The organism is Enterobacter sp. E14S, assembly GCF_055666685.1.
Genome location: NZ_JBVODQ010000005.1, coordinates 17,863 through 41,421, shown reverse-complemented (window position 1 = coordinate 41,421; position 23,559 = coordinate 17,863). Strand labels below are relative to the sequence as shown.

Annotated in this window: 20 protein-coding genes, 1 tRNA gene and 1 pseudogene; 5 read left to right on the top strand and 17 right to left on the bottom strand. The window is 53.9% G+C overall.

Annotated features, from left to right (window positions below; genetic code table 11):
• Positions 1-35 precede the first annotated feature (35 nt).
• The 3 genes from ACZ6J2_RS12655 to proB form a co-directional block, all read right to left on the bottom strand.
• Positions 36-111 (bottom strand) — tRNA-Thr (locus ACZ6J2_RS12655).
• 111 nt (positions 112-222) lie between these two features.
• Positions 223-1,476: a glutamate-5-semialdehyde dehydrogenase gene (proA, locus tag ACZ6J2_RS12650; protein WP_471725862.1), complete on the bottom strand. Its 1,254-nt coding sequence runs from the start codon at positions 1,474-1,476 to the stop codon at positions 223-225.
• Between the two features lie 11 nt (positions 1,477-1,487).
• A complete protein-coding gene (gene proB / locus ACZ6J2_RS12645; RefSeq protein WP_023310508.1) occupies positions 1,488-2,591 on the bottom strand; it encodes a glutamate 5-kinase in 1,104 nt (367 codons plus the stop codon).
• A gap of 304 nt (positions 2,592-2,895) precedes the next feature.
• On the opposite strand from proB, the gene phoE reads away from it, so the two are divergent.
• A complete protein-coding gene (phoE, locus tag ACZ6J2_RS12640; protein WP_033144705.1) occupies positions 2,896-3,948 on the top strand; it encodes a phosphoporin PhoE in 1,053 nt (350 codons plus the stop codon).
• 110 nt (positions 3,949-4,058) lie between these two features.
• On the opposite strand, the gene crl is transcribed toward phoE, so the two are convergent.
• The 3 genes from crl to gpt all read right to left on the bottom strand — a co-directional run bounded on the left by crl (position 4,059) and on the right by gpt (position 6,325).
• Positions 4,059-4,460: a sigma factor-binding protein Crl gene (gene crl / locus ACZ6J2_RS12635; protein ID WP_023310506.1), complete on the bottom strand. Its 402-nt coding sequence runs from the start codon at positions 4,458-4,460 to the stop codon at positions 4,059-4,061.
• A gap of 57 nt (positions 4,461-4,517) precedes the next feature.
• Positions 4,518-5,762 (bottom strand): esterase FrsA, encoded by a 1,245-nt coding sequence (frsA, locus tag ACZ6J2_RS12630; protein WP_039263866.1) that lies wholly within the window; start codon positions 5,760-5,762, stop codon positions 4,518-4,520.
• Positions 5,763-5,866: 104 nt separating this feature from the next.
• The gene (gene gpt / locus ACZ6J2_RS12625) at positions 5,867-6,325 is read right to left on the bottom strand and encodes a xanthine phosphoribosyltransferase (protein ID WP_010427903.1); all 459 of its coding nucleotides are present in this window, start codon (positions 6,323-6,325) and stop codon (positions 5,867-5,869) included.
• 260 nt (positions 6,326-6,585) lie between these two features.
• Between gpt and pepD the strand changes: the two genes are divergently transcribed.
• Positions 6,586-8,043, top strand: coding sequence for a cytosol nonspecific dipeptidase (gene pepD / locus ACZ6J2_RS12620; RefSeq protein ID WP_471725861.1), 1,458 nt, complete (start codon positions 6,586-6,588; stop codon positions 8,041-8,043).
• Between the two features lie 77 nt (positions 8,044-8,120).
• On the opposite strand, the pseudogene dinB reads toward pepD, so the two are convergent.
• From dinB to ACZ6J2_RS12580, 8 genes and pseudogenes are all read right to left on the bottom strand, one after another.
• Positions 8,121-9,177: pseudogene (gene dinB, locus ACZ6J2_RS12615) on the bottom strand (DNA polymerase IV).
• Positions 9,178-9,284: 107 nt separating this feature from the next.
• Positions 9,285-9,488 carry a (Na+)-NQR maturation NqrM gene (nqrM, locus tag ACZ6J2_RS12610; RefSeq protein ID WP_023615899.1) on the bottom strand — a complete coding sequence of 68 codons (204 nt, stop codon included), beginning with the start codon at positions 9,486-9,488 and terminating at the stop codon, positions 9,285-9,287.
• Positions 9,488-10,711, bottom strand: a complete 1,224-nt coding sequence (gene nqrF / locus ACZ6J2_RS12605) for an NADH:ubiquinone reductase (Na(+)-transporting) subunit F (protein WP_048979301.1) — start codon at positions 10,709-10,711, stop codon at positions 9,488-9,490. The genes nqrM and nqrF overlap by 1 nt, the downstream gene beginning before the upstream one ends.
• 10 nt (positions 10,712-10,721) lie before the next feature.
• Positions 10,722-11,318 carry an NADH:ubiquinone reductase (Na(+)-transporting) subunit E gene (gene nqrE, locus ACZ6J2_RS12600; RefSeq protein ID WP_008500255.1) on the bottom strand — a complete coding sequence of 199 codons (597 nt, stop codon included), beginning with the start codon at positions 11,316-11,318 and terminating at the stop codon, positions 10,722-10,724.
• 6 nt (positions 11,319-11,324) lie between these two features.
• Positions 11,325-11,963: an NADH:ubiquinone reductase (Na(+)-transporting) subunit D gene (locus tag ACZ6J2_RS12595; protein WP_014882676.1), complete on the bottom strand. Its 639-nt coding sequence runs from the start codon at positions 11,961-11,963 to the stop codon at positions 11,325-11,327.
• Positions 11,956-12,750, bottom strand: a complete 795-nt coding sequence (locus tag ACZ6J2_RS12590; protein WP_033144700.1) for a Na(+)-translocating NADH-quinone reductase subunit C — start codon at positions 12,748-12,750, stop codon at positions 11,956-11,958. Before ACZ6J2_RS12590 ends, ACZ6J2_RS12595 begins: the two co-directional genes overlap by 8 nt.
• On the bottom strand, positions 12,743-13,978 hold the full coding sequence (locus ACZ6J2_RS12585; protein WP_029739701.1) for an NADH:ubiquinone reductase (Na(+)-transporting) subunit B: 1,236 nt from the start codon (positions 13,976-13,978) through the stop codon (positions 12,743-12,745). The genes ACZ6J2_RS12590 and ACZ6J2_RS12585 overlap by 8 nt, the downstream gene beginning before the upstream one ends.
• Positions 13,979-13,981: 3 nt before the next feature.
• Entirely contained in the window at positions 13,982-15,325 is a 1,344-nt protein-coding gene (locus tag ACZ6J2_RS12580) for a Na(+)-translocating NADH-quinone reductase subunit A (RefSeq protein WP_471725860.1), read from the bottom strand.
• Between the two features lie 298 nt (positions 15,326-15,623).
• Between ACZ6J2_RS12580 and dpaA the strand changes: the two genes are divergently transcribed.
• Positions 15,624-16,364, top strand: coding sequence for a peptidoglycan meso-diaminopimelic acid protein amidase (gene dpaA, locus ACZ6J2_RS12575; RefSeq protein WP_023310497.1), 741 nt, complete (start codon positions 15,624-15,626; stop codon positions 16,362-16,364).
• Here dpaA and ACZ6J2_RS12570 read toward each other — a convergent pair.
• Together ACZ6J2_RS12570 and lpcA are read right to left on the bottom strand one after the other, a co-directional pair.
• The gene (locus ACZ6J2_RS12570; protein WP_023310496.1) at positions 16,335-17,102 is read right to left on the bottom strand and encodes a class II glutamine amidotransferase; all 768 of its coding nucleotides are present in this window, start codon (positions 17,100-17,102) and stop codon (positions 16,335-16,337) included. The genes dpaA and ACZ6J2_RS12570 overlap by 30 nt on opposite strands.
• 46 nt (positions 17,103-17,148) lie before the next feature.
• Complete coding sequence (gene lpcA / locus ACZ6J2_RS12565) at positions 17,149-17,727, bottom strand: D-sedoheptulose 7-phosphate isomerase (RefSeq protein ID WP_010427884.1); 579 nt, start codon at positions 17,725-17,727, stop codon at positions 17,149-17,151.
• Between the two features lie 239 nt (positions 17,728-17,966).
• Between lpcA and fadE the strand changes: the two genes are divergently transcribed.
• Positions 17,967-20,411 carry an acyl-CoA dehydrogenase FadE gene (gene fadE / locus ACZ6J2_RS12560; protein WP_471725859.1) on the top strand — a complete coding sequence of 815 codons (2,445 nt, stop codon included), beginning with the start codon at positions 17,967-17,969 and terminating at the stop codon, positions 20,409-20,411.
• Positions 20,412-20,506: 95 nt separating this feature from the next.
• Here fadE and ACZ6J2_RS12555 read toward each other — a convergent pair whose 3' ends face one another.
• Positions 20,507-22,294, bottom strand: a complete 1,788-nt coding sequence (locus tag ACZ6J2_RS12555; protein WP_471725858.1) for a TIGR04141 family sporadically distributed protein — start codon at positions 22,292-22,294, stop codon at positions 20,507-20,509.
• Between the two features lie 481 nt (positions 22,295-22,775).
• Here ACZ6J2_RS12555 and ACZ6J2_RS12550 point away from each other — a divergent pair, with 481 nt between their 5' ends.
• Positions 22,776-23,546, top strand: a complete 771-nt coding sequence (locus tag ACZ6J2_RS12550) for an amidohydrolase (protein ID WP_471725857.1) — start codon at positions 22,776-22,778, stop codon at positions 23,544-23,546.
• Positions 23,547-23,559 lie beyond the last annotated feature (13 nt).

Here is a 23,559-nt window from a genome sequence, read left to right as displayed (position 1 = left end):
CAGTGAACTTTAGTAGACTTGGGGAGACGTTAGAATGGTGCCGATAATAGGAGTCGAACCTACGACCTTCGCATTACGAATGCGCTGCTCTACCAACTGAGCTATATCGGCCCTGAGAGGCCGGTTACGAGTGTAACCACGGGGCAAAAGGTTAGATCTATCCGGGTGATGCGTCAATGCCCTTTTGAATCAAACGGCTATTTTTGCATCACCCGTGATTATTTACGCACGAATCGTATCGTCGCCGAAGCCGATCCACTTGTAAGTGGTCAGGGCTTCCAGACCCATCGGACCGCGCGCGTGCAGTTTCTGCGTGCTGACCGCCACCTCAGCGCCGAGGCCGAACTGGCCGCCGTCGGTGAAGCGGGTGGAGGCATTCACATATACCGCTGAAGAATCCACTTCGTTCACGAAGCGATCGGCATTGCGCAGGGTGCGCGTCAGAATCGCGTCAGAATGCTGCGTGCCGTGTTCACGGATGTGCGCAATGGCGTCGTCGAGATCGGCAACGATTTTCACGTTCAGATCCAGTGACAGGAACTCGTCGTCGTACTGCTCCGCTTTTACGGGAACAAGGTTAGCCGGGCCATCCTGAAGCAGTGCGAGCGCGCTGGCGTCAGCATGCAGCGTTACGCCGCTCTCTGCCATCTGTTTGCTCAGGGCCGGCAGGAAGCTGTTCGCAATATCCTGATGCACCAGCAGCGTTTCTACGGTGTTACAGGTGCTTGGACGCTGGGTTTTCGCGTTAACGATTATCTTCAGCGCCGGTTCAATCTCCGCGCTGTCGTCCACCACGATATGGCACACGCCGATACCGCCGGTGATCACCGGAATCGTCGACTGCTCGCGGCACAGCTTGTGCAGGCCCGCGCCACCGCGTGGGATCAGCATGTCGATATATTTGTCCATGCGCAGCATTTCGTTGACCAGCGCGCGGTCCGGGCTCTCGATCGCCTGTACGGCCCCCGCCGGTAAGCCACACTCTTCCAGCGCCTGCTGAATGACTTTCACCGTCGCGGCGTTGGTGCGCCAGGTCTCTTTCCCACCGCGCAGAATAGCGGCGTTACCGGTTTTCAGGCACAGGGACGCAACATCCACCGTCACGTTTGGACGAGCTTCATAAATAACGCCAATGACGCCGAGCGGCACGCGGCGGCGCTCCAGGCGTAAACCGCTGTCGAGCAGCCCGCCGTCGATGACCTGCCCTACCGGGTCAGCCAGATTGCAGACCTGACGCACATCGTCGGCGATGCCTTTCAGGCGTGCCGGATTCAGCGCCAGACGGTCGAGCATCGCTTCGCTCAAGCCGTTACGACGCGCTTCCAGTAAATCCTGCTCGTTAGCGAGCAAAATCTCCTGGGACTGTGATTCCAGATAATCAGCGATTTTTTCCAGCACGCGGTTTTTCTCGCGGCTGGAAAGGAGCGCCAGTTTGTAAGAGGCAGCCTTCGCGGCGGCGCCCATTTGTTCCAGCATGTTCTGGCTCCTTAACGAATAATCATGTCATCGCGATGCACGGCAACCGGACCATATTCATAGCCCAGAATGGCGTCGATCTGCTGCGAGTGGTGACCCGCGATGCGGCGCAGAGCATCGCTGTTATAGCGGCTTACGCCGTGGGCGATGTCGCGGCCTTCGAGGTTACGGATACGGATCACTTCACCACGGGAGAAGTTGCCTGTCACGCTTTTAATTCCTTTAGGAAGTAATGAACTTCCTCGTTCCAGAATCGCGGCGGTAGCCCCTTCATCGACGACGAGTTCGCCAGCAGGAGGCGCGCCAAATATCCAGCGCTTGCGGTTTTCCAGCGGGGATTCCTGGGCGTGGAAGCGGGTGCCGACGGAGATGCCTTCCATTACGTCGCCAATCACGCCGGGGCGGCTGCCCGCTGCAATGATGGTGTCGATACCGGCGCGGCATGCGACGTCAGCGGCCTGCAGCTTGGTCCCCATACCGCCCGTTCCCAGGCCTGAAACGCTGTCACCGGCGATAGCGCGCAGCGCATCGTCGATGCCTTGAACGTCGGTAATCAGCTCGGCTTCCGGATTCGAGCGCGGGTCGGCGGTGAACAGCCCCTGCTGATCGGTCAGAAGCAGTAATTTATCGGCACCGGCCAGAATCGCGGCCAGCGCCGAGAGGTTATCGTTATCACCCACTTTGATTTCAGCGGTAGCAACGGCATCGTTCTCGTTAATGACCGGAACAATGTTGTTGTCCAGCAGCGCGCGCAGGGTATCGCGGGCGTTCAGGAAGCGCTCTCTGTCTTCCATATCCGCACGCGTCAGCAGCATCTGGCCGACGTGAATGCCATAGATGGAGAACAACTGTTCCCAGAGTTGAATGAGTCGGCTTTGCCCCACGGCGGCCAGCAGCTGCTTGGAAGCGATCGTCGCGGGGAGTTCGGGGTAACCCAGGTGTTCACGCCCGGCGGCAATCGCCCCGGAGGTCACAATCACAATACGATGCCCTGCGGCATGTAGCTGAGCGCACTGACGTACAAGCTCAACAATGTGGGCGCGATTTAGGCGGCGCGATCCGCCTGTTAAAACACTGGTACCGAGTTTTACCACCAGCGTCTGGCTGTCACTCATGATTCTCTGCCGTTCAACGATAAGGGAAAGTAATGTCGAACGAACGTTTTAACAGGAGTCAGCCCCGTTGCCAACTGCCTTAGCACATCGCGAAACACTTTGTTGCGCGGGATCAGGAAGCCTAGCGGGAAATTTTGACAATTTTATTACCGAAATAATAAATCACAGTTTTTTAAAATTATTCTTAGTTTGTCATAAAAGTTTCATTCCAGAACGATAAAACCCTTCCTGTTTTTTCACGGGACTTAAGCATGAGCTTATCGTCCAGCGAATTTTTTAGCGCGTTTATAAGACAGGATCGAAAATGAAAAAGAGCACTCTGGCATTAATGGTTATGGGCGTAGTGGCTTCTGCATCCGTTCACGCAGCTGAAGTTTATAATAAAGATGGTAATAAACTGGACGTGTACGGCAAAGTGAAAGCCATGCACTACATCAGTGATGATGCCACCAAAGATGGCGATCAGACTTACGTTCGTTTCGGTTTTAAAGGCGAGACGCAGATTAACGATCAGCTGACGGGCTATGGCCGTTGGGAATCTGAATTTGCAGGTAACAAAGCCGAGAGCGACTCTACTCAGAAAACGCGTCTGGCGTTTGCGGGCCTGAAGCTGAAAAACTTTGGTTCACTGGATTACGGTCGTAACCTGGGTGCCCTGTATGACGTCGAAGCGTGGACCGATATGTTCCCTGAGTTCGGCGGCGACTCTTCCGCGCAGACCGATAACTTCATGACCAAGCGCGCTACCGGCCTGGCCACCTACCGTAACACCGATTTCTTCGGCGCGGTTGACGGTCTGGATATGACGCTGCAGTACCAGGGCAAAAACGAGAACCGTGACGCCAAGAAACAGAACGGTGACGGTTTTGGTACCTCTCTGACCTATGACTTCGGCGGCAGCGACTTCGCCGTCAGCGGCGCCTACACCAACTCTGACCGCACCAATGCTCAGAACCTGCTGGCGCGTGGCCAGGGCCAGAAAGCAGAAGCCTGGGCAACCGGTCTGAAATATGATGCAAACGATATTTATCTGGCTGCAATGTATTCTGAAACCCGCAATATGACGCCAATTTCCGGCGGGTTTGCAAATAAAGCGCAGAACTTTGAAGTTGTCGCACAATATCAGTTCGACTTTGGTCTGCGCCCTTCCCTGGGTTATGTCCAGTCTAAAGGCAAAGATATCGAAGGTATTGGTGACGAAGATCTGGTGAAATATATTGACGTTGGCGCGACCTATTACTTCAACAAAAATATGTCCACCTTTGTTGATTATAAAATCAACCAGATTGACGACAAAAATAAACTGGGCGTAAGCAGCGATGACATCGTTGCCGTAGGTATGACCTACCAGTTCTGATGATGCGGAATAAAAAAAACCGGCTTGATGCCGGTTTTTTTGTCGGGAATTAATGCGGTCTGGTGCCCTCTCCCCGGCCCTCTCCCACAGGGAGAGGGAGGAGAAGACCATCAGGCAGTCAGCTTCACCGCTTCGCTGGAAAAGTCATCCGCCGGTTCGAACTTGAGATCCAGGGTAGCCAGCAGTGCGCGTGCCTTATCGTGAAACTCTTTTAGCGTATATTCCAGGCGGTCAATCACTTCCTGATCTTTAATAGTGGTGGCCTGCCAGTTGCCGTCTTTATTAAACAGGCCAAACTGGTAGCTATACGTAAAGCGTTTTTCCTCTGCTTCCATTTCCATCCACCAGCCCCAGAATTCACGTTTTTCGGGTGCAGGCTTCACGTTGACGCATACAGCCAGGCAGTCGAAAAAAAAGCGATTCTCTTCACACTGCTCTTCTCGAATATACGGGCCGAGAGCCATAAACTTCTTAATCAGTCTACTTTTCGGGTGTCCACTCGGTAACGTCATTGCGATCTCCTTTTGTGAAGCCACTGTTTTACCAAACCAGCGAAATTTAGCAATCTATTAACACAATCTCTGAGCGATCCAGCGCGTAATCTCTTTCAGAGATTTGTCGAAATTCTGATAGACCGGGCTGAACGGCACTTCAAGCAATTTGCCATCCGCAGATGACGAAGTGATTAATCGCGACTCTTCTTCCGGGCTGAACGGATCGTTTTTCCAGAACCCTGACAGCATCGGCGTTGGGCAGCGACGTCCCAGCAACCCCTGCGTTTTTAACGAGTAACGATTGAGCTCAACGCGCAGCGCTTCGTCTGATGCATCATGCATGCCAAGACGGCTGGCCAGCACATCAAGGTACATTTCAGGTACGCTCCCCTGGCGTGCAGGATCGCTGAGCAGAGCGTGTACGACCGGGCCGAGGCAGGCGACGGCTTTCAGACGAGAAGATTCAAGATAAGCCAGACGCACCGCGACGTTCGCGCCGAAACGGAAGCCGAATGCTGCCACGCGGGTGTGGTCAACCCACGGAATATTTTCCAGAGCTTTGAGCGCATGCTGGTGCAGCAGGCTGGAATCCTGAGTCAGTTTCCATTTGGATGAGAAACCAATTGAAGGCATATCAAGCGTCAGCATCGCGATCCCTTTTGGTGCGAAGTAACGCTCATACAGGCTGTAATAATCAATTTGCAGCGAATCCAGCCCGCCGCACATGAGGACGGTCGGGAACGGACCTTCACCTTCAGGCATATGCAGGAACCCGGTAACGGACGCGCCCCCTGAAATGGTGAATTCAAGTTCACGCATCCGGCCCGGCAGGCGTTGAGCCGCCTCCTGATAGGCGCGATTCGCCAGCGCCTGAGCCTGCTCCGCCAGTTCATCCCCTTTTAAATGGGGATACGCGGCAATGCCGTAAAGGTTAGCGGCGTGCAGCCAGTGCTTGCCGCTGCGCGTGGCATCCTCTTCCTGGCTGGCTTTTTGCTGCCAGAGCATCGCCTGTTTAGACCACTCGTAGATCCAGTTTCCGCCACGGTAGCCCACCACCGTATCGTAGAGTTCGCTGTCGGTACGTTCGGCTTCACTCATCACGATACGTGCCTGCACATCGAGGATTTCACGGGGGTCGATACCGCGCCAGATCCACATCAGGCGGTTAATCATGCGATACCAGTGAGGCACGTTTTTACCGTCTAACGCGGACTGGACGGCAGGCTGGGTACCCGGATTAAAGCGACGCACCAGCGTCGACGTTTCAGGGTGTTTGAAACGGGGTTTAAAGAGAGTCTCGGTGAGATTCGCCTGCGTCATTGCGTTGCCTCCATGAATACGTCATATGAAGACTATTGTAACGCGTGGCAGGCCAAAAAGAACAACGCCCGACATAGCCGGGCGTGTAAAGTTACGTACTGGTATTAACGGCCTGAAATAGGCGGTACGAAGACCACGCCCATATCCCATGGCTGTTCAATCCAGGTGTCCTGCGGGATATCAATCACGTAATCGTCTACCAGCGGGCGGCCAGCAGGCTTCGCGAAGATAGTGACGAAATGTGCTTTCGGATACATTTCGCGGATAGCGACCGCAGTACCGCCGGTATCCACCAGGTCATCAATAACGATGAAACCTTCGCCGTCACCTTCCGCACGTTTCAGCACGGTCAGCTCGCGCTGGTTGTCATGGTCATAGCTGGAGATGCAAACGGTATCGACATGACGAATACCCAGCTCACGTGCCAGCAGCGCCCCCGGTACCAGACCGCCACGGCTGACGGCAATAATGCCTTTCCACTGTTCGGAAGGCATCAGACGCGCAGCCAGTTTGCGTGCGTGAATCTGCAACATGTCCCAGGTGACGACGTATTTTTCGCTCATGTGAAGTGTCCCAGCCTGTTTTTATACGGCTTAAAAAGTGTTCGAGGGGGAAATAGGTTGCGCGAGATTATAGAGATCTGACGCACTAAAAACCAGTGTTTAGCGCCCTCTGCCTGAGTTTTTACATGCTTTATGCTACCAGCCAGCAGAGAAAGTGGTATTCTCAGTTTCATCTCGCAAGCCTGACTTGTGGTAACTATTAACCTGCTAACCCTGTGACCTGCAACCCTGTTTGCAGCGCCTCGACAAGGAGACTTATCGTGTCTGAACTGTCTCAATTATCTCCGCAGCCGCTGTGGGATATTTTTGCGAAAATCTGCTCCATTCCACACCCTTCCTACCACGAAGAACAGCTTGCCGAACATATTATGGGCTGGGCGAAGGAAAAAGGTCTGCATGCTGAACGTGACCAGGTTGGCAACATTCTGATCCGCAAACCGGCTACCGCAGGCATGGAAAACCGCAAACCAGTTGTGCTGCAGGCGCACCTGGACATGGTGCCACAGAAGAACAACGACACCGTTCACGACTTCACCAAAGACCCGATTCAACCGTACATCGACGGCGACTGGGTGAAAGCACGCGGCACCACGCTGGGCGCGGATAACGGCATCGGTATGGCCTCTGCGCTGGCCGTGCTGGCCGACGACAGCGTTGAGCACGGTCCGCTGGAAGTGCTGCTGACCATGACCGAAGAAGCGGGCATGGACGGCGCGTTCGGTCTACAGCCGAACTGGCTGCAGGCAGACATCCTGATCAACACCGACTCTGAAGAAGAAGGCGAGATCTACATGGGCTGCGCGGGCGGGATTGATTTCATCTCTACCCTGCCTCTGTCGCGCGAAGCGATTCCTGCAGGCTTCCAGACCTTCAAGCTGACGCTGAAAGGTCTGAAAGGCGGCCACTCCGGCGGTGATATTCACCTGGGTCTGGGTAACGCCAACAAGCTGCTGGCGCGCTTCCTGGCAGGCCATGCGTCCGAGCTGGATTTGCGTCTGGTGGACTTCAACGGCGGTACCCTGCGTAACGCGATCCCGCGTGAAGCCTTCGCCACCGTAGCGGTTCCAGCGGCAAAAGCGGACGAGCTGAAAAAACTCTCCACCGTATACCTGGATATCCTGAAGAACGAACTGTCGGCGAAAGAGAAAAACCTGACCGTGGTGCTGGAATCAGTTTCTACAGATAAAGGCGCGCTGACCGCGCAGTCTCGTGACACCTTCGTTCAGCTGCTGAACGCGACGCCAAACGGCGTGATCCGCAACTCTGACGTGGCGAAAGGCGTGGTGGAAACCTCACTGAACGTGGGCGTGGTGACCATGAGCGACGACAGCGCGGAAATCATCTGCCTGATCCGCTCCCTTATCGACAGCGGTAAAGAGTACGTGGTGAGCATGCTGGAATCTCTGGGCACGCTGGCGGGCGCGAAAACGTCTGCAAAAGGCAGCTACCCGGGCTGGCAGCCGGATGCAAGTTCTCCGGTGATGGCGCTGGTGCGTGAAACCTATCAGCGTCTGTTCAACAGCACGCCGAACATTCAGGTGATCCACGCCGGTCTGGAATGTGGTCTGTTCAAGAAACCGTATCCGGACATGGACATGGTATCCATCGGGCCAACCATTACCGGCCCGCATTCGCCGGATGAGCAGGTTCATATCGAAAGCGTCGGTCACTACTGGACGCTGCTGACTGAACTGCTGAAAGCGATCCCAGTTAAGTAATACCCTCACCCCAGCCCTCTCCCTGTGGGAGAGGGTGAAAAACGTAGGCCCGGTAAGCGTAGCGCCACCGGGCTTTTTTACAACCCCAGAACCAGCTGGCGCTCTAGCTGCGGATCCAGCAGCGTAACGTGCAATCCCACCAGCCTCACCCCTCGCCCGCCCCGGCGTTCTTCCCATGCCTTTTTCGCCGTCGCGATAAGATCGTCTTTATTCAGACGTGGCCAGACATGTTCCTGCGTGGTCTGCTGGAAGTCGTTGAATTTTAATTTGATACCCTGACGGGCAATGAGCAGGTCCGGCTTCACCTTGCTTAAGCGTCGTTCCAGCTCAGGATAAAGCTGTTCCGTGATAATGGTTTCGCATTCGGACCAGTCATGAATATCTTCACTGAGGGTGCGCTCAACGCCGACGGATTTCCGCAGCCGCTCGCTGTTCACATCGCGATCGTCAATCCCCTGGCTGCGCTCCCACAGCACGCGGCCAAACTTTCCAAAGCGCTTGAGCAGCATGGCGAGATCGCTTCGCTGCACGTCTTCGCAGGTGCGTAGCCCCATGCTTTCCAGCTTTGCGGCGGAGACTTTTCCCACGCCGGGGATTTTGCCGAGCGGCAGCGTTTTAAAACGCAGGCACCTCTTCCGGCGTAATGACGTACTGACCGTTGGGCTTATTTAAATCGGAGGCAATTTTGGCGAGGAATTTAACGGGCGCGACGCCCGCAGACGCCGTCAGATTCAGCTCGTGGAAAATCGTCTGGCGGATCTCCTGAGCCATCAGCGTGGCGGAGCCGTGGCAGTGCACGCTGTCGGTCACATCCAGATAGGCTTCGTCCAGCGACAGCGGCTCTATCAGAGAGGTATAGCGGGAGAAGATTTCCCGAATATGAAGGGAAGCCTCTTTATAGGCTTCAAAACGGCCGGGCAGAAGCGTGAGATGAGGGCAAAGCTTTAAGGCCATCGCCGTTGGCATCGCGCTGCGCACGCCAAATTTGCGCGCAGGATAGTTGGCGGTGCTGATGACACCACGCTGAACGCGGCTGCCGCCAATGGCGATGGGAATATCCCGCAGCGCCGGGTTGTCACGCATCTCCACTGCGGCAAAAAAGCAGTCCATATCGACATGGATTATTTTGCGCATAGTAAGCCCTCACTCATCACTGGATAAGTATACAGTAAACAAATGAGGGTTGAGAAGTATGGGTGGGAATTGTCGGGAGGCGGCTTCGCCTTACCCGACCGACAACACTAAATAATGCGCTGCTGCTCGCGGGCCATCCTTTTCTTCCGCGCATCGCACGGTTCCGGACAGTCGCAAACCTTTTCCATCCCAATAGAGGAAATACCGCCGCAGCTGCCCTGAATGCTTTTCCGCTTAACGATCCAGCCTAACGACATGCCGAAGATGACAAGCACAAAAACCACAAAGGTTGCCAGAAACGTCAGCATCATCAGCCTCCAAAGTCATCGAGCATGATGTTCTCATCTTCGACACCGAGATCTTTCAGCATCTTAATCACGGCGGCGTTCATCATCGGCGGACCACACATATAGAACTCGCAGTCCTCAGGCGCCGGGTGCTGTTTGAGGTAGTTTTCATACAGCACGTTGTGGATGAACCCCGTATAGCCCGTCCAGTTATCTTCCGGCTGCGGATCGGAAAGCGCCACATGGAAGGTAAAGTTCGGGTTTTCACGCGCCAGCTGTTCAAACTCATCTTCATAGAACATCTCGCGCAGCGAGCGCGCCCCGTACCAGAAGCTGATCTTACGCTGGCTCCCCAGCCGCTTGAGCTGGTCAAAGATGTGCGAGCGCATCGGGGCCATACCGGCACCGCCGCCGATAAAGACCATTTCCGCATCGGTATCTTTCGCGAAGAACTCCCCGAACGGGCCGGAGATCGTCACCTTATCGCCAGGCTTCAGCGACCAGATGTATGACGACATGACGCCCGGCGGTGCATCCGGCACATTCGGTGGCGGCGTGGCGATACGCACGTTGAGCATGATAATGCCCTTCTCTTCCGGATAGTTGGCCATCGAGTAGGCGCGCAGCGTCGGCTCTTTCACCTCAGATACAAAGCGGAAGAGATTGAATTTGTCCCAGTCGGCGCGGTACTCATGCGGCACGTCAAAGTCCGCATAGGCCACAGCGTGCTCCGGGCACTCAATCTGAATGTATCCTCCGGCGCGGAACGGGACATGCTCGCCTTCCGGCACCCGCAGCTTCAGCTCTTTTATAAAGGTGGCTTTGTTATCATTAGAGATAACCTCGCACTCCCATTTTTTGACGCCGAAGATCTCTTCCGGCAGCTCAATCTTCATGTTCTGGCGTACCGCGACCTGGCAGGCCAGACGACAGCCCTCTTTTGCCTCACGCTTTGTGATATGCGCCAGCTCGGTTGGCAGAATATCGCCACCGCCCTCTTTTACCGTCACGCGGCACTGCCCGCAGGAACCGCCGCCGCCGCAGGCTGAGGAGACAAAAATGCCGTTACCGGAGAGCGTGTTGAGCAGCTTGTCTCCCGCCGGCGTGCGGATCTGATTCTGCGGCTCGTCGTTAATATCAATGACCACGTCGCCGGAATTTACCAGCTTCGCGCGCGCCGCCAGAATAAGCCCTGACAGCACCAGTACAATCAGCGTGAACATCACCACGCCAAGGATAATTTCCATTTGTTTGCCCTTATAGCTGCACACCGGAGAAGGACATAAAGCCCAGCGCCATCAGCCCGGTGGTGATAAAGGTGATCCCCAGGCCACGCAGACCCGCAGGCACGTTGGCATATTTCATTTTCTCGCGGATCCCCGCCATGGTGACAATCGCCAGCATCCAGCCGATGCCGGAACCAAAACCGTACACTACGGATTCGCTGAAGTTGTAATCACGCTGCACCATAAACGAGACGCCACCAAAGATGGCGCAGTTCACCGCGATCAGCGGCAGGAAGATCCCCAGCGCGTTGTAGAGCGACGGGAAATACTTATCAAGGATCATCTCGAGGATTTGCACCAGCGCCGCGATCACCCCGATAAAGGTGATGAAGTTCAGGAAGCTGAGATCAACTCCTTCTACCAGCGCGCCGTCCCGCAGCACAAAGTTGTACACCAGATTGTTGATCGGTACAGATAAGCCGAGCACCACGGTGACCGCGATACCGAGACCAAATGCCGTCGACACTTTTTTGGAAACCGCAAGGAACGTACACATGCCGAGGAAAAACGCGAGCGCCATGTTTTCAACAAACACCGCCCGCACAAACAAACTCAGGTAATGAGCCATCGTCGGTTACTCCTTTTCCTGCTGTTCTGGCTTCAGCGTACGAATCAGCCAGATCAACAAACCGATAATGAAAAACGCGCTAGGGGCCAGCAGGAACAGGCCGTTTGGCAGATACCAGCCGCCGTTCTGCACCGTGTCCAGCACCGTGATGCCAAACAGCTTGCCGCTGCCAATCAGCTCACGCAGGAACCCCACGGTCAGCAGGATCACGCCGTAGCCCAGGCCGTTGCCGATGCCGTCCATAAAGCTCGCCAGCGGCGGCATTTTCATGGCGTAGGCTTCCGCACGCCCCATGACGATACAGTTGGTGATGATCAGCCCGACAAACACCGAGAGTTGTTTGGAGGTTTCATAGGCGAAGGCGCGCAGCAGCTGATCGACCACGATCACCAGCGAGGCGATGATCGCCATCTGCACGATGATCCTCACGCTGTTGGGGATGTGGTGGCGGATCATCGAGATAAACATGCTGGAGAACGCTGTGACCAGCGTGACCGCCAGCGTCATCACAACCGCCGTTTCCAGCTTGGTCGTCACCGCCAGAGCAGAACAGACACCCAGCACCTGGAGCGTGATCGGGTTATTGGCTAACAGTGGGCCAATGAGCACCTTTTTAACTTCTTTCAGTTCACCGGTATCAGCCATTGTTCAGCGCTCCTTCACGTACGTTTTTCAGGAAAGGACCAAAGCCCAGCTCGCCCATCCAGAAATCAAAACTGTGCTGCACGCCTTTTGAGGTGAGCGTGGCGCCGGAAAGCCCGTCAACGGCGTAGTCGTCACCGGGACGTGCCGCCCCTTTCATCACCTTCAGCGCAGGCAGGCCGTTATCGTCGAGCACTTTCTTGCCGACAAACTGTGCCCGCCAGTTAGGGTTTTCAACTTCGCCACCCAGCCCCGGCGTTTCGCCCTGGTCGTAATACGTAATGCCTTTGACCGTGCGGCCGTCGGTATCAAGGGCCACAAAGGCATACATCATTGACCACAGACCGTTACCGTAAACAGGCAGTACCACTTCCTGAATGCGTTTTTGGGGATCGCGAACCAGATAGATTTCGGCCAGGTTGCTGCGACGCTTAATCCCGGCGGGATCTTGTGATGCCTCCAGCGTCAGGCTCATCTGCGGATCTTTCAGCGCCAGCGCCTGGTTGAATTTTGCCGGGTCTTTATCCAGCAGTTCACCCGTTTTTAAATCCACCAGACGCGCCGAAATACGTTCAGCAAAGACGGCCGAAACGTCGTCCGCGCTCATTCCTTCCTGCATCAGCCCGGCGACGGCCAGGATGTTGCGCTGTTTATCCAGCGCACGTTGCTCCTGCTGCAGGGGTTTTAACCCCACGGCAGAGCCGGCCACGACAATAGAACAGACCAGACAGAGCACCAGCACCACCAGCAGCGTTTTGCTGATGCTGTCGTTATTTTTAACCTCAGCCACGCGCCTTCCTCCGCTTGATATTGGCCCGCACCACCAGGTAATCGAACAACGGCGCAAACAGGTTGGCAAACAGAATGGCCAACATCATCCCTTCCGGGTACGCCGGGTTGACCACGCGGATCAGGACACACATCGCGCCAATGAGCACGCCATAGCTCCATTTACCTTTGTCTGTAAACGAGGCAGAGACGGGGTCCGTCGCCATGAACATCATGCCGAACGCGAAGCCACCCAGCACCAGATGCCAGTACCACGGCATGGAGAACATCGGATTGGTGGTCGAACCGATAACGTTGAACAGGGTGGCGGTCAGCACCATGCCGATCATCACGCCCGCAACGATCCGCCAGGAGGCCACGCGACCAAAAAGAATGATCGCGCCGCCAAGCAAAATCATCAGCGTAGAGACTTCTCCGATGGAGCCCGGAATGTTGCCAATAAAGGCATCAAACCAGGTGACTGGCTGACCCGTCGCGTTGTTAACCAGCGTTTCGCCGCCGTGTGCCGCCCACTGTGAAAGCGGCGTCGCGCCGGAAAAACCGTCTGCCGCCGTCCACACCAGGTCGCCCGAGATTTGCGCCGGATAAGCAAAGAACAGAAACGCGCGTCCCGCCAGCGCCGGGTTGAGGAAGTTCCGCCCGGTGCCGCCGAAGATCTCTTTGGCAATCACCACGCCGAAGCTGATGCCAAGCGCCGCCTGCCAGAGCGGTAGCGTCGGGGGAACAATCAGGGCAAACAGAATAGAGGTCACGAAGAAGCCTTCGTTGATTTCATGTTTACGGATGATGGCAAACAGCACTTCCCAGAAGCCGCCCACGACAAATACCGTGATGTAAATCGGCAGGAAGAACACGGCACCCAGCGTCATCATGCTCAGCCAGCCCGCGTCTGCAGCGAAGCTTACCCCTAACGACTGGGCCAGACGGTAGTGCCAGTCGGACTGGATCACCTGCGCCAGCTGCTGTGCATCGTACATGTGGTGCAGCGCCGGAATGGTCTGCAGGCCGACGTTGTACATTCCCCAGAACATCGCAGGGAAGACCGCAAACCACACCAGGATCATCATGCGTTTCAGGTCGATAGCATCGCGAACGTGCGCCGCCCCTTTCGTCACCAGCCCCGGCGTGTAAAAAATGGTCGTCGTTGCTTCATACAGCGGGTAGTACTTTTTGAGCTTTCCTTCGGTAAAGTGCGGCTCAATTTTTTCAAAGAGGTGTTTTAAGCCCATCGGTTATCCTTCCTGCTCAATGCGGGTTAACACCTCGCGCAATACCGGTCCATATTCATATTTGCCCGGACAGACATAGGTACAGAGCGCCAGATCTTCTTCGTCAAGCTCCAGACAGCCCAGAGCCTGCGCGCCGTCGGTATCGCCAGCAAGCAGATCGCGCAGCAGCACGGTGGGCAGAATATCCAGCGGCATGACGCGCTCGTAGTTGCCAATCGGGACCATGGCGCGCTCGCCGCCGTGCGTACTGGTTGAGAAGCTAAACAGCTTATTACGCAGGAAGTGTCCCAACGTTGTTCGGGTGACGGAGTATTTTTCCGCGCCTGGCAGAACCCAGCCAAACAGCTCTTTCTCACGCCCTTCCTGCACAATGCTGACCTGCAAATGGAAGCGTCCCAGGTACGCGTGCGCATTGGCCGCATGGCGGCCGCTGAGGACCGAGCCGGAAATCAGGCGGTTTTCGCCCTCTTTCGTTTCCCCCACCAGCAGTTCATTGATGTCAGCACCCAGCAGCGTCTTCACCAGGCGCGGATTTGCAGCCTGCGGTCCGCCGATGGCGATTATCCGTTCAGCGCAGAGTTCACCCGTAGTAAAGAGCTTACCGATGGCGATGACGTCCTGATAGTTAAGGTGCCAGACCTGTTTCGTCAGGCTGACTGGCTCAAGGAAATGGATGTGCGTCCCGACCAGCCCCGCCGGATGCGGGCCAGAAAATTCATTAAACGTGACCTGCCCCAGCGGATGCCCGCCAGGCTTGCCGCCGCCGGCCTGGCAGACGTGCACTTTTCCGGACGTGAGGCGGGTTAGAATAGTGAGTCCTGCATCAAAAGCGTTTCGCTGCGCCAGGATAACCGGTTCCGGGTCCACGCTGAGCGGGTTGGTGTCGATGGCCGTGACGAAAATCGCGGCCGGTTCCGTGCCCGGAACAGGGGATTTGCTGAAGGGACGCGTACGAAGCGCGGTCCATAAACCGGATGCCAGGAGCTGATCCTGAACGGCGTCGCGGTTCAGCGACGCGAGTTCTGCGGTGTCGTAATGGGCAAACTCACGCTTTTCATCGCCCTCAATGCGGATAACCACCGACTGCAGAACGCGCCGTTCGCCACGGTTGATGGCCACAACGGTGCCGCTCGCGGGGGCTGTGAACATCACGCCGGGATTTTTTTTGTCCTCAAAGAGCGTCTGTCCTTTGATAACGCGATCGCCCTCCTGTACCAGCATTGAAGGACGCATACCCAGGTAGTCTTCGCCCAAAATGGCGACATGACGGACACTTTCGCCTGTCGAAACGTGCTGCGCTGGCACGCCTGCAATCGGCAGATCAAGTCCTTTTTTAATTTTAAACATGTGGTTAGCAGGTTTCCATGAACAACAATCCAGTGGGCGCGAAGTGTAGCATTTTCCCCTTCACGCGGGCAGGGAATCCGCCGTCGCGCGCGCCAAATTGCGAGCTAATGCGCAAAGTTCCTGGAGCCATCGCAATTTTGATGGTTTATAAAGTAAAACTAATTTGTAAACTCACCGCCCGGCTCTTGCGAAAATCTATAGCGGTGCTAATGTGAGCGCTCCTAACAGAATAATCTGATTTCGGGTCTCTTTTGCCGTCCTGGCAAGTTGGTCATGGTTTTATCAAGGAACTAGTAGTATGCGTAAAATCGCATTGTTCATTGCGATGCTTCTGATGCCGTGCATGTCGTTTGCCGGACTGCTCAGCAGTAACAGCTCGACGACGCCGGTCAGCAAGGAATATAAACAGCAGTTAATGGGATCGCCGGTTTATATTCAAATCTTCAAGGAAGAACGCACTCTCGATCTGTTTGTGAAAATGGGCGAGACATATCAGCTGCTTGATAGTTACAAAATTTGTAACTACTCCGGCGGGCTGGGGCCAAAACAGCGTCAGGGCGATTTCAAAAGTCCGGAAGGGTTCTATAACGTTCAGCGCAGCCAGCTCAAGCCTGACAGCCGCTTCTATAAAGCCATTAACATCGGCTTCCCGAATGCCTATGACCGAGCACACGGTTATGAAGGTAAATATCTGATGATCCACGGTGCCTGCGTGTCTATCGGCTGTTATGCGATGACCGACTCCGGCATTGATGAGATTTTCCAGTTCGTGACGGGCGCGCTGGTCTTTGGGCAGCCTAACGTACAGGTCAGCATCTATCCGTTCCGCATGACGGACGCTAACATGGCGCGTCACAAGTACTCATACTACGCGGATTTCTGGAAACAGCTGAAGCCGGGTTACGACTACTTTGAGCAGACCCACAAGCCACCTGTGGTCTCTATCGTCGATGGCCGTTACGTGGTCAGCAAACCGCTGAGCCACGAAGTCGTCCACCCGCAGCTGGCGTCAAATTACACGGTCCCCGAGACAAAATAGCACCCACTCGCCTGGCATAATCTTTTGCCAGGTTTCGTTGCCCGTCAGCGGCTGCGTTGCGATAACAGTGACCACATCGTTCGGTGTGGTCTCCTTCTGAAAGTCTATCTCCACATCCTGATCGAGCAGCGTCGCAACGCCAAACGGCGCACGGCGGGTGATCCAGAACAGATTCGTCGAGCAGAACGCCATCACATAGCGGCCATCAGAGAGCAGCATGTTGAACACGCCTTTTTCACGCAGTTCAGATGCCAGCGTCGCGATGTATTTGAACACGGCAGTCATGTTGCCGGGCGTGCGGGGATAGCGCTCCGTCAGCTTGTGCAGCAGCCAGCAGAAGGCTTTTTCGCTGTCCGTCTCCCCGACCGGGCGGAAATTGCCCGTCTCCAGCGACTTATAGCCCGTGAGCTGCCCGTTGTGTGCATAGGTCCAGTTACGGCCCCACAGCTCGCGGGTAAACGGATGGGTATTTTCCAGCGCTACTTCGCCACGGTTAGCCTGACGGATGTGAGCGATCACCGAGCGGGACTTGATGGGATAGTCCTGCACCAGTTTGGCAATCGGTGAGTTAAAGCTGGGCTGTGGATCTTTGAACGTGCGACACCCTTTGCCTTCGTAAAAGGTGATGCCCCAGCCGTCTTTATGCGGCCCGGTTCCTCCACCGCGCTGAACCAGCCCGGTGAAGCTAAAGCAGATATCGGTTGGCACATTGGCGCTCATCCCGAGCAGTTCGCACATACAACACCTCCACAACAGCGGGGGCAAGAGTGCCCCCAGCGAAGTCTTACTTAACCATCTCTTTTTCGATCAGCTGGATCAGGATGTGGATCACTTTGATGTGAATTTCCTGAATACGGTCAGCATAACCGAAGTGCGGAACGCGAATTTCGACATCCGCCGTACCGTCCATCTTACCGCCATCTTTACCGGTCAGGGTGATGACTTTCATCCCTTTTTCACGCGCGGCGGCGATCGCTTTGATCACGTTGCCGGAGTTGCCAGAGGTAGAGATCCCCAGCAGCACGTCGCCTTCACGGCCTACCGCTTCAACGTAGCGGGAGAAGATGTGGTCGTAACCGAAGTCGTTGCCTACGCAGGAGATGTGGCTCACGTCTGAAATCGCAATCGCCGGGTAGCCCGGGCGGTTTTCGCGATAGCGTCCGGTCAGCTCTTCTGCGAAGTGCATAGCATCGCAGTGGGAACCGCCGTTACCGCAGGAAAGCACTTTGCCACCGGCTTTGAAGCTGTCGGCCAGCAGGACCGCTGCGCGCTGAATAGCGTGAATATTGGCATCATCTTTCAGAAAGTTCGCCAGCGTTTCCGCCGCTTCGTTCAGTTCGTTACGAATAAGATCCTGGTACATGAGGATAATCCTTCAGTATTGATGAAATAACACAGTGGAGTGTACCGGATAGCGGGAAAAGCGAGAAGCTAAAGCCATGCGAATCGTCCGGCGTTTTGATTTTTTGTGCCGGCTAAAACACGAACAATGTGAACCAGGTTGTAATTATTTTGTAAACACATTGCTAAAGGAATTCACATCAACTACAACCATATCATCACAAGTGGTCAGACCTCCTACAAGCAAGGGAGCTTTTCTTTATGATGATTTTGAGCATTCTCGCAACCGTTGTACTGCTCGGTGTGCTGTTCTATCACCGCGTGAGTTTATTCCTGAGCAGCCTGATTCTTCTGGCCTGGACGGCTGCGCTTGGCGTCGCAGGCCTCTGGAATATTTGGCTTTTAGTCCCTCTTGCCATCATCCTTCTGCCGTTTAACCTGGCCCCGATGCGTAAATCAATGATCTCTGCGCCCGTGTTCAAGGGCTTTCGCAAAGTGATGCCGCCCATGTCGCGTACCGAGAAAGAAGCGATTGATGCGGGCACCACCTGGTGGGAAGGCGATCTGTTCCAGGGCAACCCGGACTGGAAAAAGCTGCACAACTATCCGCAGCCGCGCCTGACCGCTGAAGAGCAGGCCTTTATTGACGGCCCGGTGGAAGAAGCGTGCCGCATGGCAAACGACTTTGCCATCACCCATGAAATGGCCGATCTGCCGCCAGAGCTGTGGGCGTATCTGAAAGAGCATCGCTTCTTCGCGATGATCATCAAGAAAGAGTATGGCGGTCTGGAATTCTCCGCTTACGCTCAGGCTCGCGTCCTGCAAAAGCTGGCTGGCGTCTCCGGTATCCTGGCGATTACCGTTGGCGTGCCTAACTCCTTAGGCCCGGGCGAACTGCTGCAGCATTACGGTACGGAAGAGCAGAAAGATCACTACCTGCCGCGTCTGGCACGCGGTCAGGAGATCCCTTGCTTCGCGCTGACCAGCCCGGAAGCGGGTTCCGATGCGGGCGCGATCCCGGACACCGGCGTGGTCTGCATGGGCGAGTGGCAGGGCGAGCAGGTGCTGGGCATGCGCCTGACCTGGAACAAGCGTTATATCACCCTGGCGCCAATCGCCACCGTGCTGGGTCTGGCCTTTAAGCTCTCTGACCCGGATAAACTGCTGGGCGGCGAAGAAGATCTGGGCATTACCTGTGCGCTGATCCCAACCTCTACCCCAGGCGTTGAAATTGGTCGCCGTCACTTCCCGCTGAACGTGCCGTTCCAGAACGGTCCGACCCGCGGTCAGGACATCTTTGTGCCGATTGACTATATCATCGGTGGCCCGAAAATGGCCGGTCAGGGCTGGCGCATGCTGGTGGAATGTCTGTCTGTGGGCCGCGGCATTACTCTGCCGTCGAACTCAACCGGCGGTCTGAAGTCGGTCGCGATGGGGATTGGCGCTTACGCCCACATCCGCCGTCAGTTCAAAATCTCCATCGGCAAGATGGAAGGTATCGAAGAGCCGCTGGCGCGTATCGCGGGCAACGCCTACGTAATGGATGCCGCGGCTTCTCTGATTACCTACGGCATTATGCTGGGCGAAAAACCGGCCGTGCTGTCCGCAATTGTGAAGTACCACTGTACCCACCGCGCGCAACAGTCGATCATTGACGCGATGGATATCGCAGGCGGTAAAGGCATTATGCTCGGCGAAGGCAACTTCCTGGCGCGCGGCTATCAGGGCGCACCAATTGCCATCACCGTGGAAGGGGCAAACATCCTGACCCGCAGCATGATGATCTTCGGCCAGGGGGCGATTCGCTGCCATCCATACGTGCTGGAAGAGATGGCTGCCGCGCAGAACAACGACATGGATGCCTTCGATAAGCTGCTGTTCAAACATATCGGTCACGTGGGCAGCAACAAGGTGCGCAGCTTCTGGCTCGGCCTGACGCGCGGTCTTACCAGCGCGACGCCGACCGGCGATGCGACCAAACGTTACTACCAGCATCTGAACCGTCTTAGCGCCAACCTGGCTCTGCTGTCTGACGTCTCCATGGCGGTGCTGGGCGGTAGCCTGAAGCGTCGCGAGCGTATCTCTGCCCGTCTGGGGGATGTGCTGAGCCAGATCTTCCTGGCCTCTGCGGTCCTGAAGCGTTACGACGACGAAGGCCGTCAGGAAGCGGATCTGCCGCTGGTGCACTGGGGCGTTCAGGATGCGATGTATCAGGCTGAGCAGGCGATTGACGACCTGCTGGCGAACTTCCCGAACCGTTTCGTGGCGGGCGCTCTGCGCGCGGTGATCTTCCCGACCGGTCGTCACCATCTGGCGCCGTCCGACAAGCTGGACCACAAAGTGGCGAAGATCCTGCAGGTACCGAGCGCAACCCGCTCCCGTATCGGTCGTGGTCAGTATCTGACGCCGACGCCGCATAACCCGGTGGGTCTGCTGGAAGAGGCGCTGCTGGACGTGATGGCAGCCGATCCGATTCACCAGAAAATCTGTAAGCAGCTGGGCAAAAACCTGCCGTTTACCCGTCTGGACGAACTGGCAAAACAGGCGCTGGCCGGTGGCATTATCAATAAAGATGAAGCTGCTCTGCTGGTGAAAGCCGAAGAGAGCCGTCTGCGCAGCATTAACGTGGATGATTTCGAGCCGGACGAGCTGGCGACGCAGCCGGTAAAGCTGCCGGAGAAGCACCGCAAGCCTGAAGCGGCGTAACGCGTTTCGCTTATACAAACCCCGCCCTGAGCGGGGTTTTTTAATAAAAATAGAATTTGTGCTTAGTCATTATATTTTAAAAAATCAATTAAAGCTCAGGCTGCTTTTGATTTAACCACTCGAGCTTTCTTTTCTTTTAGCTTTGTGGGTAACTTTTGCTTGGCTTTTTTTGCCTCTGCAGCTTGTCGTTTTTTCTCTGTAACCTTCTCAAGATACTCAGCAGATTCAGGAATATGCATTAACTTAACTACATAACCATAGGATGAAATAGTTTTACCAATATTTTGCAATGTCACCTTACTGAAGAATGGAATGTCGAGATCTTTTTCCTTCGCTCCATCTACAATAGCAAAAATAACGTCATAGCCTCTTGCTTCAAATTTGACAGGGAACTCCAAAACATCCTTTGTTAAAAGCTGTTCATTTAGCTTACTTACAAACCCCGACTCCCTTACCATTAAAGTAGAAGCCACATAACCTTGAGAAAAAAGATGGCTTAACGATGATGAACTGCGCCCGCGTTTTACATGGATAAATTCACCCACAGAATTTTCACCCTTTACTTTAAAAATATCACACACTTCTATTTTGTCATAACTCCCTCCATACTGAACCAACTGCCTGTCAAACATATGATATTCACTATTTTTTTGTTTGCATATGTATTCATTATAATCGCCTTCACCAGAATGATGATACTCCACAAATGGTAATTCGAATTTCTTTATTGGCAAAGAACGGTAATATCGTTCAACCATATCCTGGAAAGTATTATCAACCTGATACCAACTCCCTCCATTTAATATAAACAGTTCATTACCCTGCTTAATTTCGCAATAAAGACATTTATAAGCAGGGAACGATTTGTCCGGCACTTCATTTGAATAAACAACAAAGACATCTCTTCTTTTTAATGCTTCAATTGAAAAACCTTTCTCAAAGGTACTTATAAACAACTCAAGATCTAATACTTCATAAATTTCTTCATCTGTTATATTTTTCTTATACTTAAACCCTCTCAAGCCCGACCACTCAAGAATTTCTGGTATAGCTAACCAAATATTTTTATTTACTCCGGATGAAATTTCTTTACATAGTATTGCTTCCAACTGTTCAATTTGCTCCTTATTCTTAACCGGAGTTAAATTTTCAACCCAAGAAAATTCACTTGGTTGTCCATCTACAGTTTTATCTAAATAATCTTTAGACTTTGAGCGCTCCAATATTAATGATAAAAAATCATTAAGTTTATTTAACTCTGTTGGAATAGATGCTTTAAAAGAATCTATTCCTGCAATTACCTTCCCAAACAAGTCAGCATATGGTTCCTTTGTATCACCAACTAAAGCCCTTAATAAATCTTGCTCAGGATTAATTGAATAATCTGATACAGATGAAGCTTTGATAGCTTGCACTCTACTGATTTTAGGGGATGCTTCAAAAGTTTGGCGATCCATTGATCTAATTTTATCTGGTAATACACTATTAAGCACAACCTTAATACCGAATCTATCCTCAATTACCCTTGATTCAAGTAAATGTCGACCGTGACCGAAAGCAATAGCAAATTGTCTGGAATGTTTTTGAATAACTAACAATGCTGAAATAGATTGATTTTTCCATTGATTAGTGTTCACTTCATCGCCCAATGCAGGTTGAATAAATTCAAGCCATTCAGGACTAGTCTTATTTATAGGACTTTTAACATAAAGTACGCCCTCTATCCCCTCTTTATTTATCACATGCTTACGAGTCGATATTTTTCTTGAGGACGAACCGGCCCCAGATATTTTAGAAATAAACTCTTTATCATCCCAAAACTCTTTCCCACCACATTTTTCTTTCAATAAATAAATATTTATATCTATTCTTTTTTTAGCCATTCTGGTTCTCTTATTTAGCGTTACAAGATATATAAAGTGCTGAGTAATTATACTCATCGTGTTTATAGCTAATATATTGTAAAAATTAACAAAAAAAATGTGACCAAACACTTATAAATGAAACCGCGTTCATAATTATACTAATTAGTCGATGTACAAACACATAGTCACACCTAAGCAATTGATTAATATTAAATCACCCCATTTTGATATTCACATCATGTATGATTAACTCCAAAATATTCATTATTATTTATGACAAATGATAGTGAATAAATTACGTATAAATAAAATAATTATTCAAGGTTACAACGAGCTGGCGACGCAGCCGGTAAAGCTCCCGGAGAAGCACCGCAAGCCTGAAGCGGCGAAACGCGTTTCGCTTATACAAACCCCGCCTCGCGCGGGGTTTTTTATTGCCACATTTTCTCGTAATGACGTGCTACAGTGTCAAAAAGTGGTCGTTTGAGGAGTCTGTATCGTGCCTGGTCTGAAGATTTCTATTTTGCAGCAACCTTTAGTGTGGATGGATGGCCCCGCCAACCTGCGCCACTTTGATCGTCAACTGGAAGGCATTACCGGGCGCGATGTGATTGTCCTGCCGGAGATGTTCACGACCGGTTTCGCCATGGAAGCGGCACAACAGTCAATGCCGCAGGATGAGGTAGTCGCCTGGATGCATGTCAAAGCGCAGCAGACCAACGCGCTGATCGCGGGTAGTGCTGCGCTGCAAACGGAGCGCGGGCCGGTGAACCGCTTCCTGCTGGTGGAGCCGGAAGGGAAAGTGCATTTTTACGATAAACGCCACCTGTTCCGCATGGCGGATGAGCATCATCACTATGAAGCGGGTCACGAGCGCGTGGTGTTCGAGTGGCGCGGCTGGCGTATTTTGCCGCTGGTCTGCTACGACCTGCGCTTCCCGGTGTGGTCGCGCAACCGCAACGATTACGACCTGGCGCTGTATGTTGCCAACTGGCCTGCACCGCGCTCCCTCCACTGGCAGTCGCTGCTGGTCGCGCGCGCGATTGAGAACCAGGCGTACGTGGTGGGCTGTAACCGCGTGGGAACGGACGGAAACGGACATCACTACCGCGGCGACAGCCGGGTGGTGAATCCGCAGGGCGAGATTATTGCCACCGCCGAGCCGCACCAGGCGACGCGCATTGATGCCGAGCTGTCCTTAACGGCGCTGAAGGAGTACCGGGAGAAGTTTCCGGCGTGGCAGGATGCGGATCCGTTTAGCATTGGGTGAAATTTTCCCCTCC

Coding starts and splice junctions, on each gene's coding strand:
- proA (WP_471725862.1), bottom strand. CDS start 1,476: ATGCTGGAACAAATGGGCGCCGCCGCGAAGGCTGCCTCTTACAAACTG.
- proB (WP_023310508.1), bottom strand. CDS start 2,591: ATGAGTGACAGCCAGACGCTGGTGGTAAAACTCGGTACCAGTGTTTTA.
- phoE (WP_033144705.1), top strand. CDS start 2,896: ATGAAAAAGAGCACTCTGGCATTAATGGTTATGGGCGTAGTGGCTTCT.
- crl (WP_023310506.1), bottom strand. CDS start 4,460: ATGACGTTACCGAGTGGACACCCGAAAAGTAGACTGATTAAGAAGTTT.
- frsA (WP_039263866.1), bottom strand. CDS start 5,762: ATGACGCAGGCGAATCTCACCGAGACTCTCTTTAAACCCCGTTTCAAA.
- gpt (WP_010427903.1), bottom strand. CDS start 6,325: ATGAGCGAAAAATACGTCGTCACCTGGGACATGTTGCAGATTCACGCA.
- nqrM (WP_023615899.1), bottom strand. CDS start 9,488: ATGATGCTGACGTTTCTGGCAACCTTTGTGGTTTTTGTGCTTGTCATC.
- nqrF (WP_048979301.1), bottom strand. CDS start 10,711: ATGGAAATTATCCTTGGCGTGGTGATGTTCACGCTGATTGTACTGGTG.
- nqrE (WP_008500255.1), bottom strand. CDS start 11,318: ATGGCTCATTACCTGAGTTTGTTTGTGCGGGCGGTGTTTGTTGAAAAC.
- ACZ6J2_RS12595 (WP_014882676.1), bottom strand. CDS start 11,963: ATGGCTGATACCGGTGAACTGAAAGAAGTTAAAAAGGTGCTCATTGGC.
- ACZ6J2_RS12585 (WP_029739701.1), bottom strand. CDS start 13,978: ATGGGCTTAAAACACCTCTTTGAAAAAATTGAGCCGCACTTTACCGAA.
- ACZ6J2_RS12580 (WP_471725860.1), bottom strand. CDS start 15,325: ATGTTTAAAATTAAAAAAGGACTTGATCTGCCGATTGCAGGCGTGCCA.
- dpaA (WP_023310497.1), top strand. CDS start 15,624: ATGCGTAAAATCGCATTGTTCATTGCGATGCTTCTGATGCCGTGCATG.
- ACZ6J2_RS12570 (WP_023310496.1), bottom strand. CDS start 17,102: ATGTGCGAACTGCTCGGGATGAGCGCCAATGTGCCAACCGATATCTGC.
- lpcA (WP_010427884.1), bottom strand. CDS start 17,727: ATGTACCAGGATCTTATTCGTAACGAACTGAACGAAGCGGCGGAAACG.
- fadE (WP_471725859.1), top strand. CDS start 17,967: ATGATGATTTTGAGCATTCTCGCAACCGTTGTACTGCTCGGTGTGCTG.
- ACZ6J2_RS12555 (WP_471725858.1), bottom strand. CDS start 22,294: ATGGCTAAAAAAAGAATAGATATAAATATTTATTTATTGAAAGAAAAA.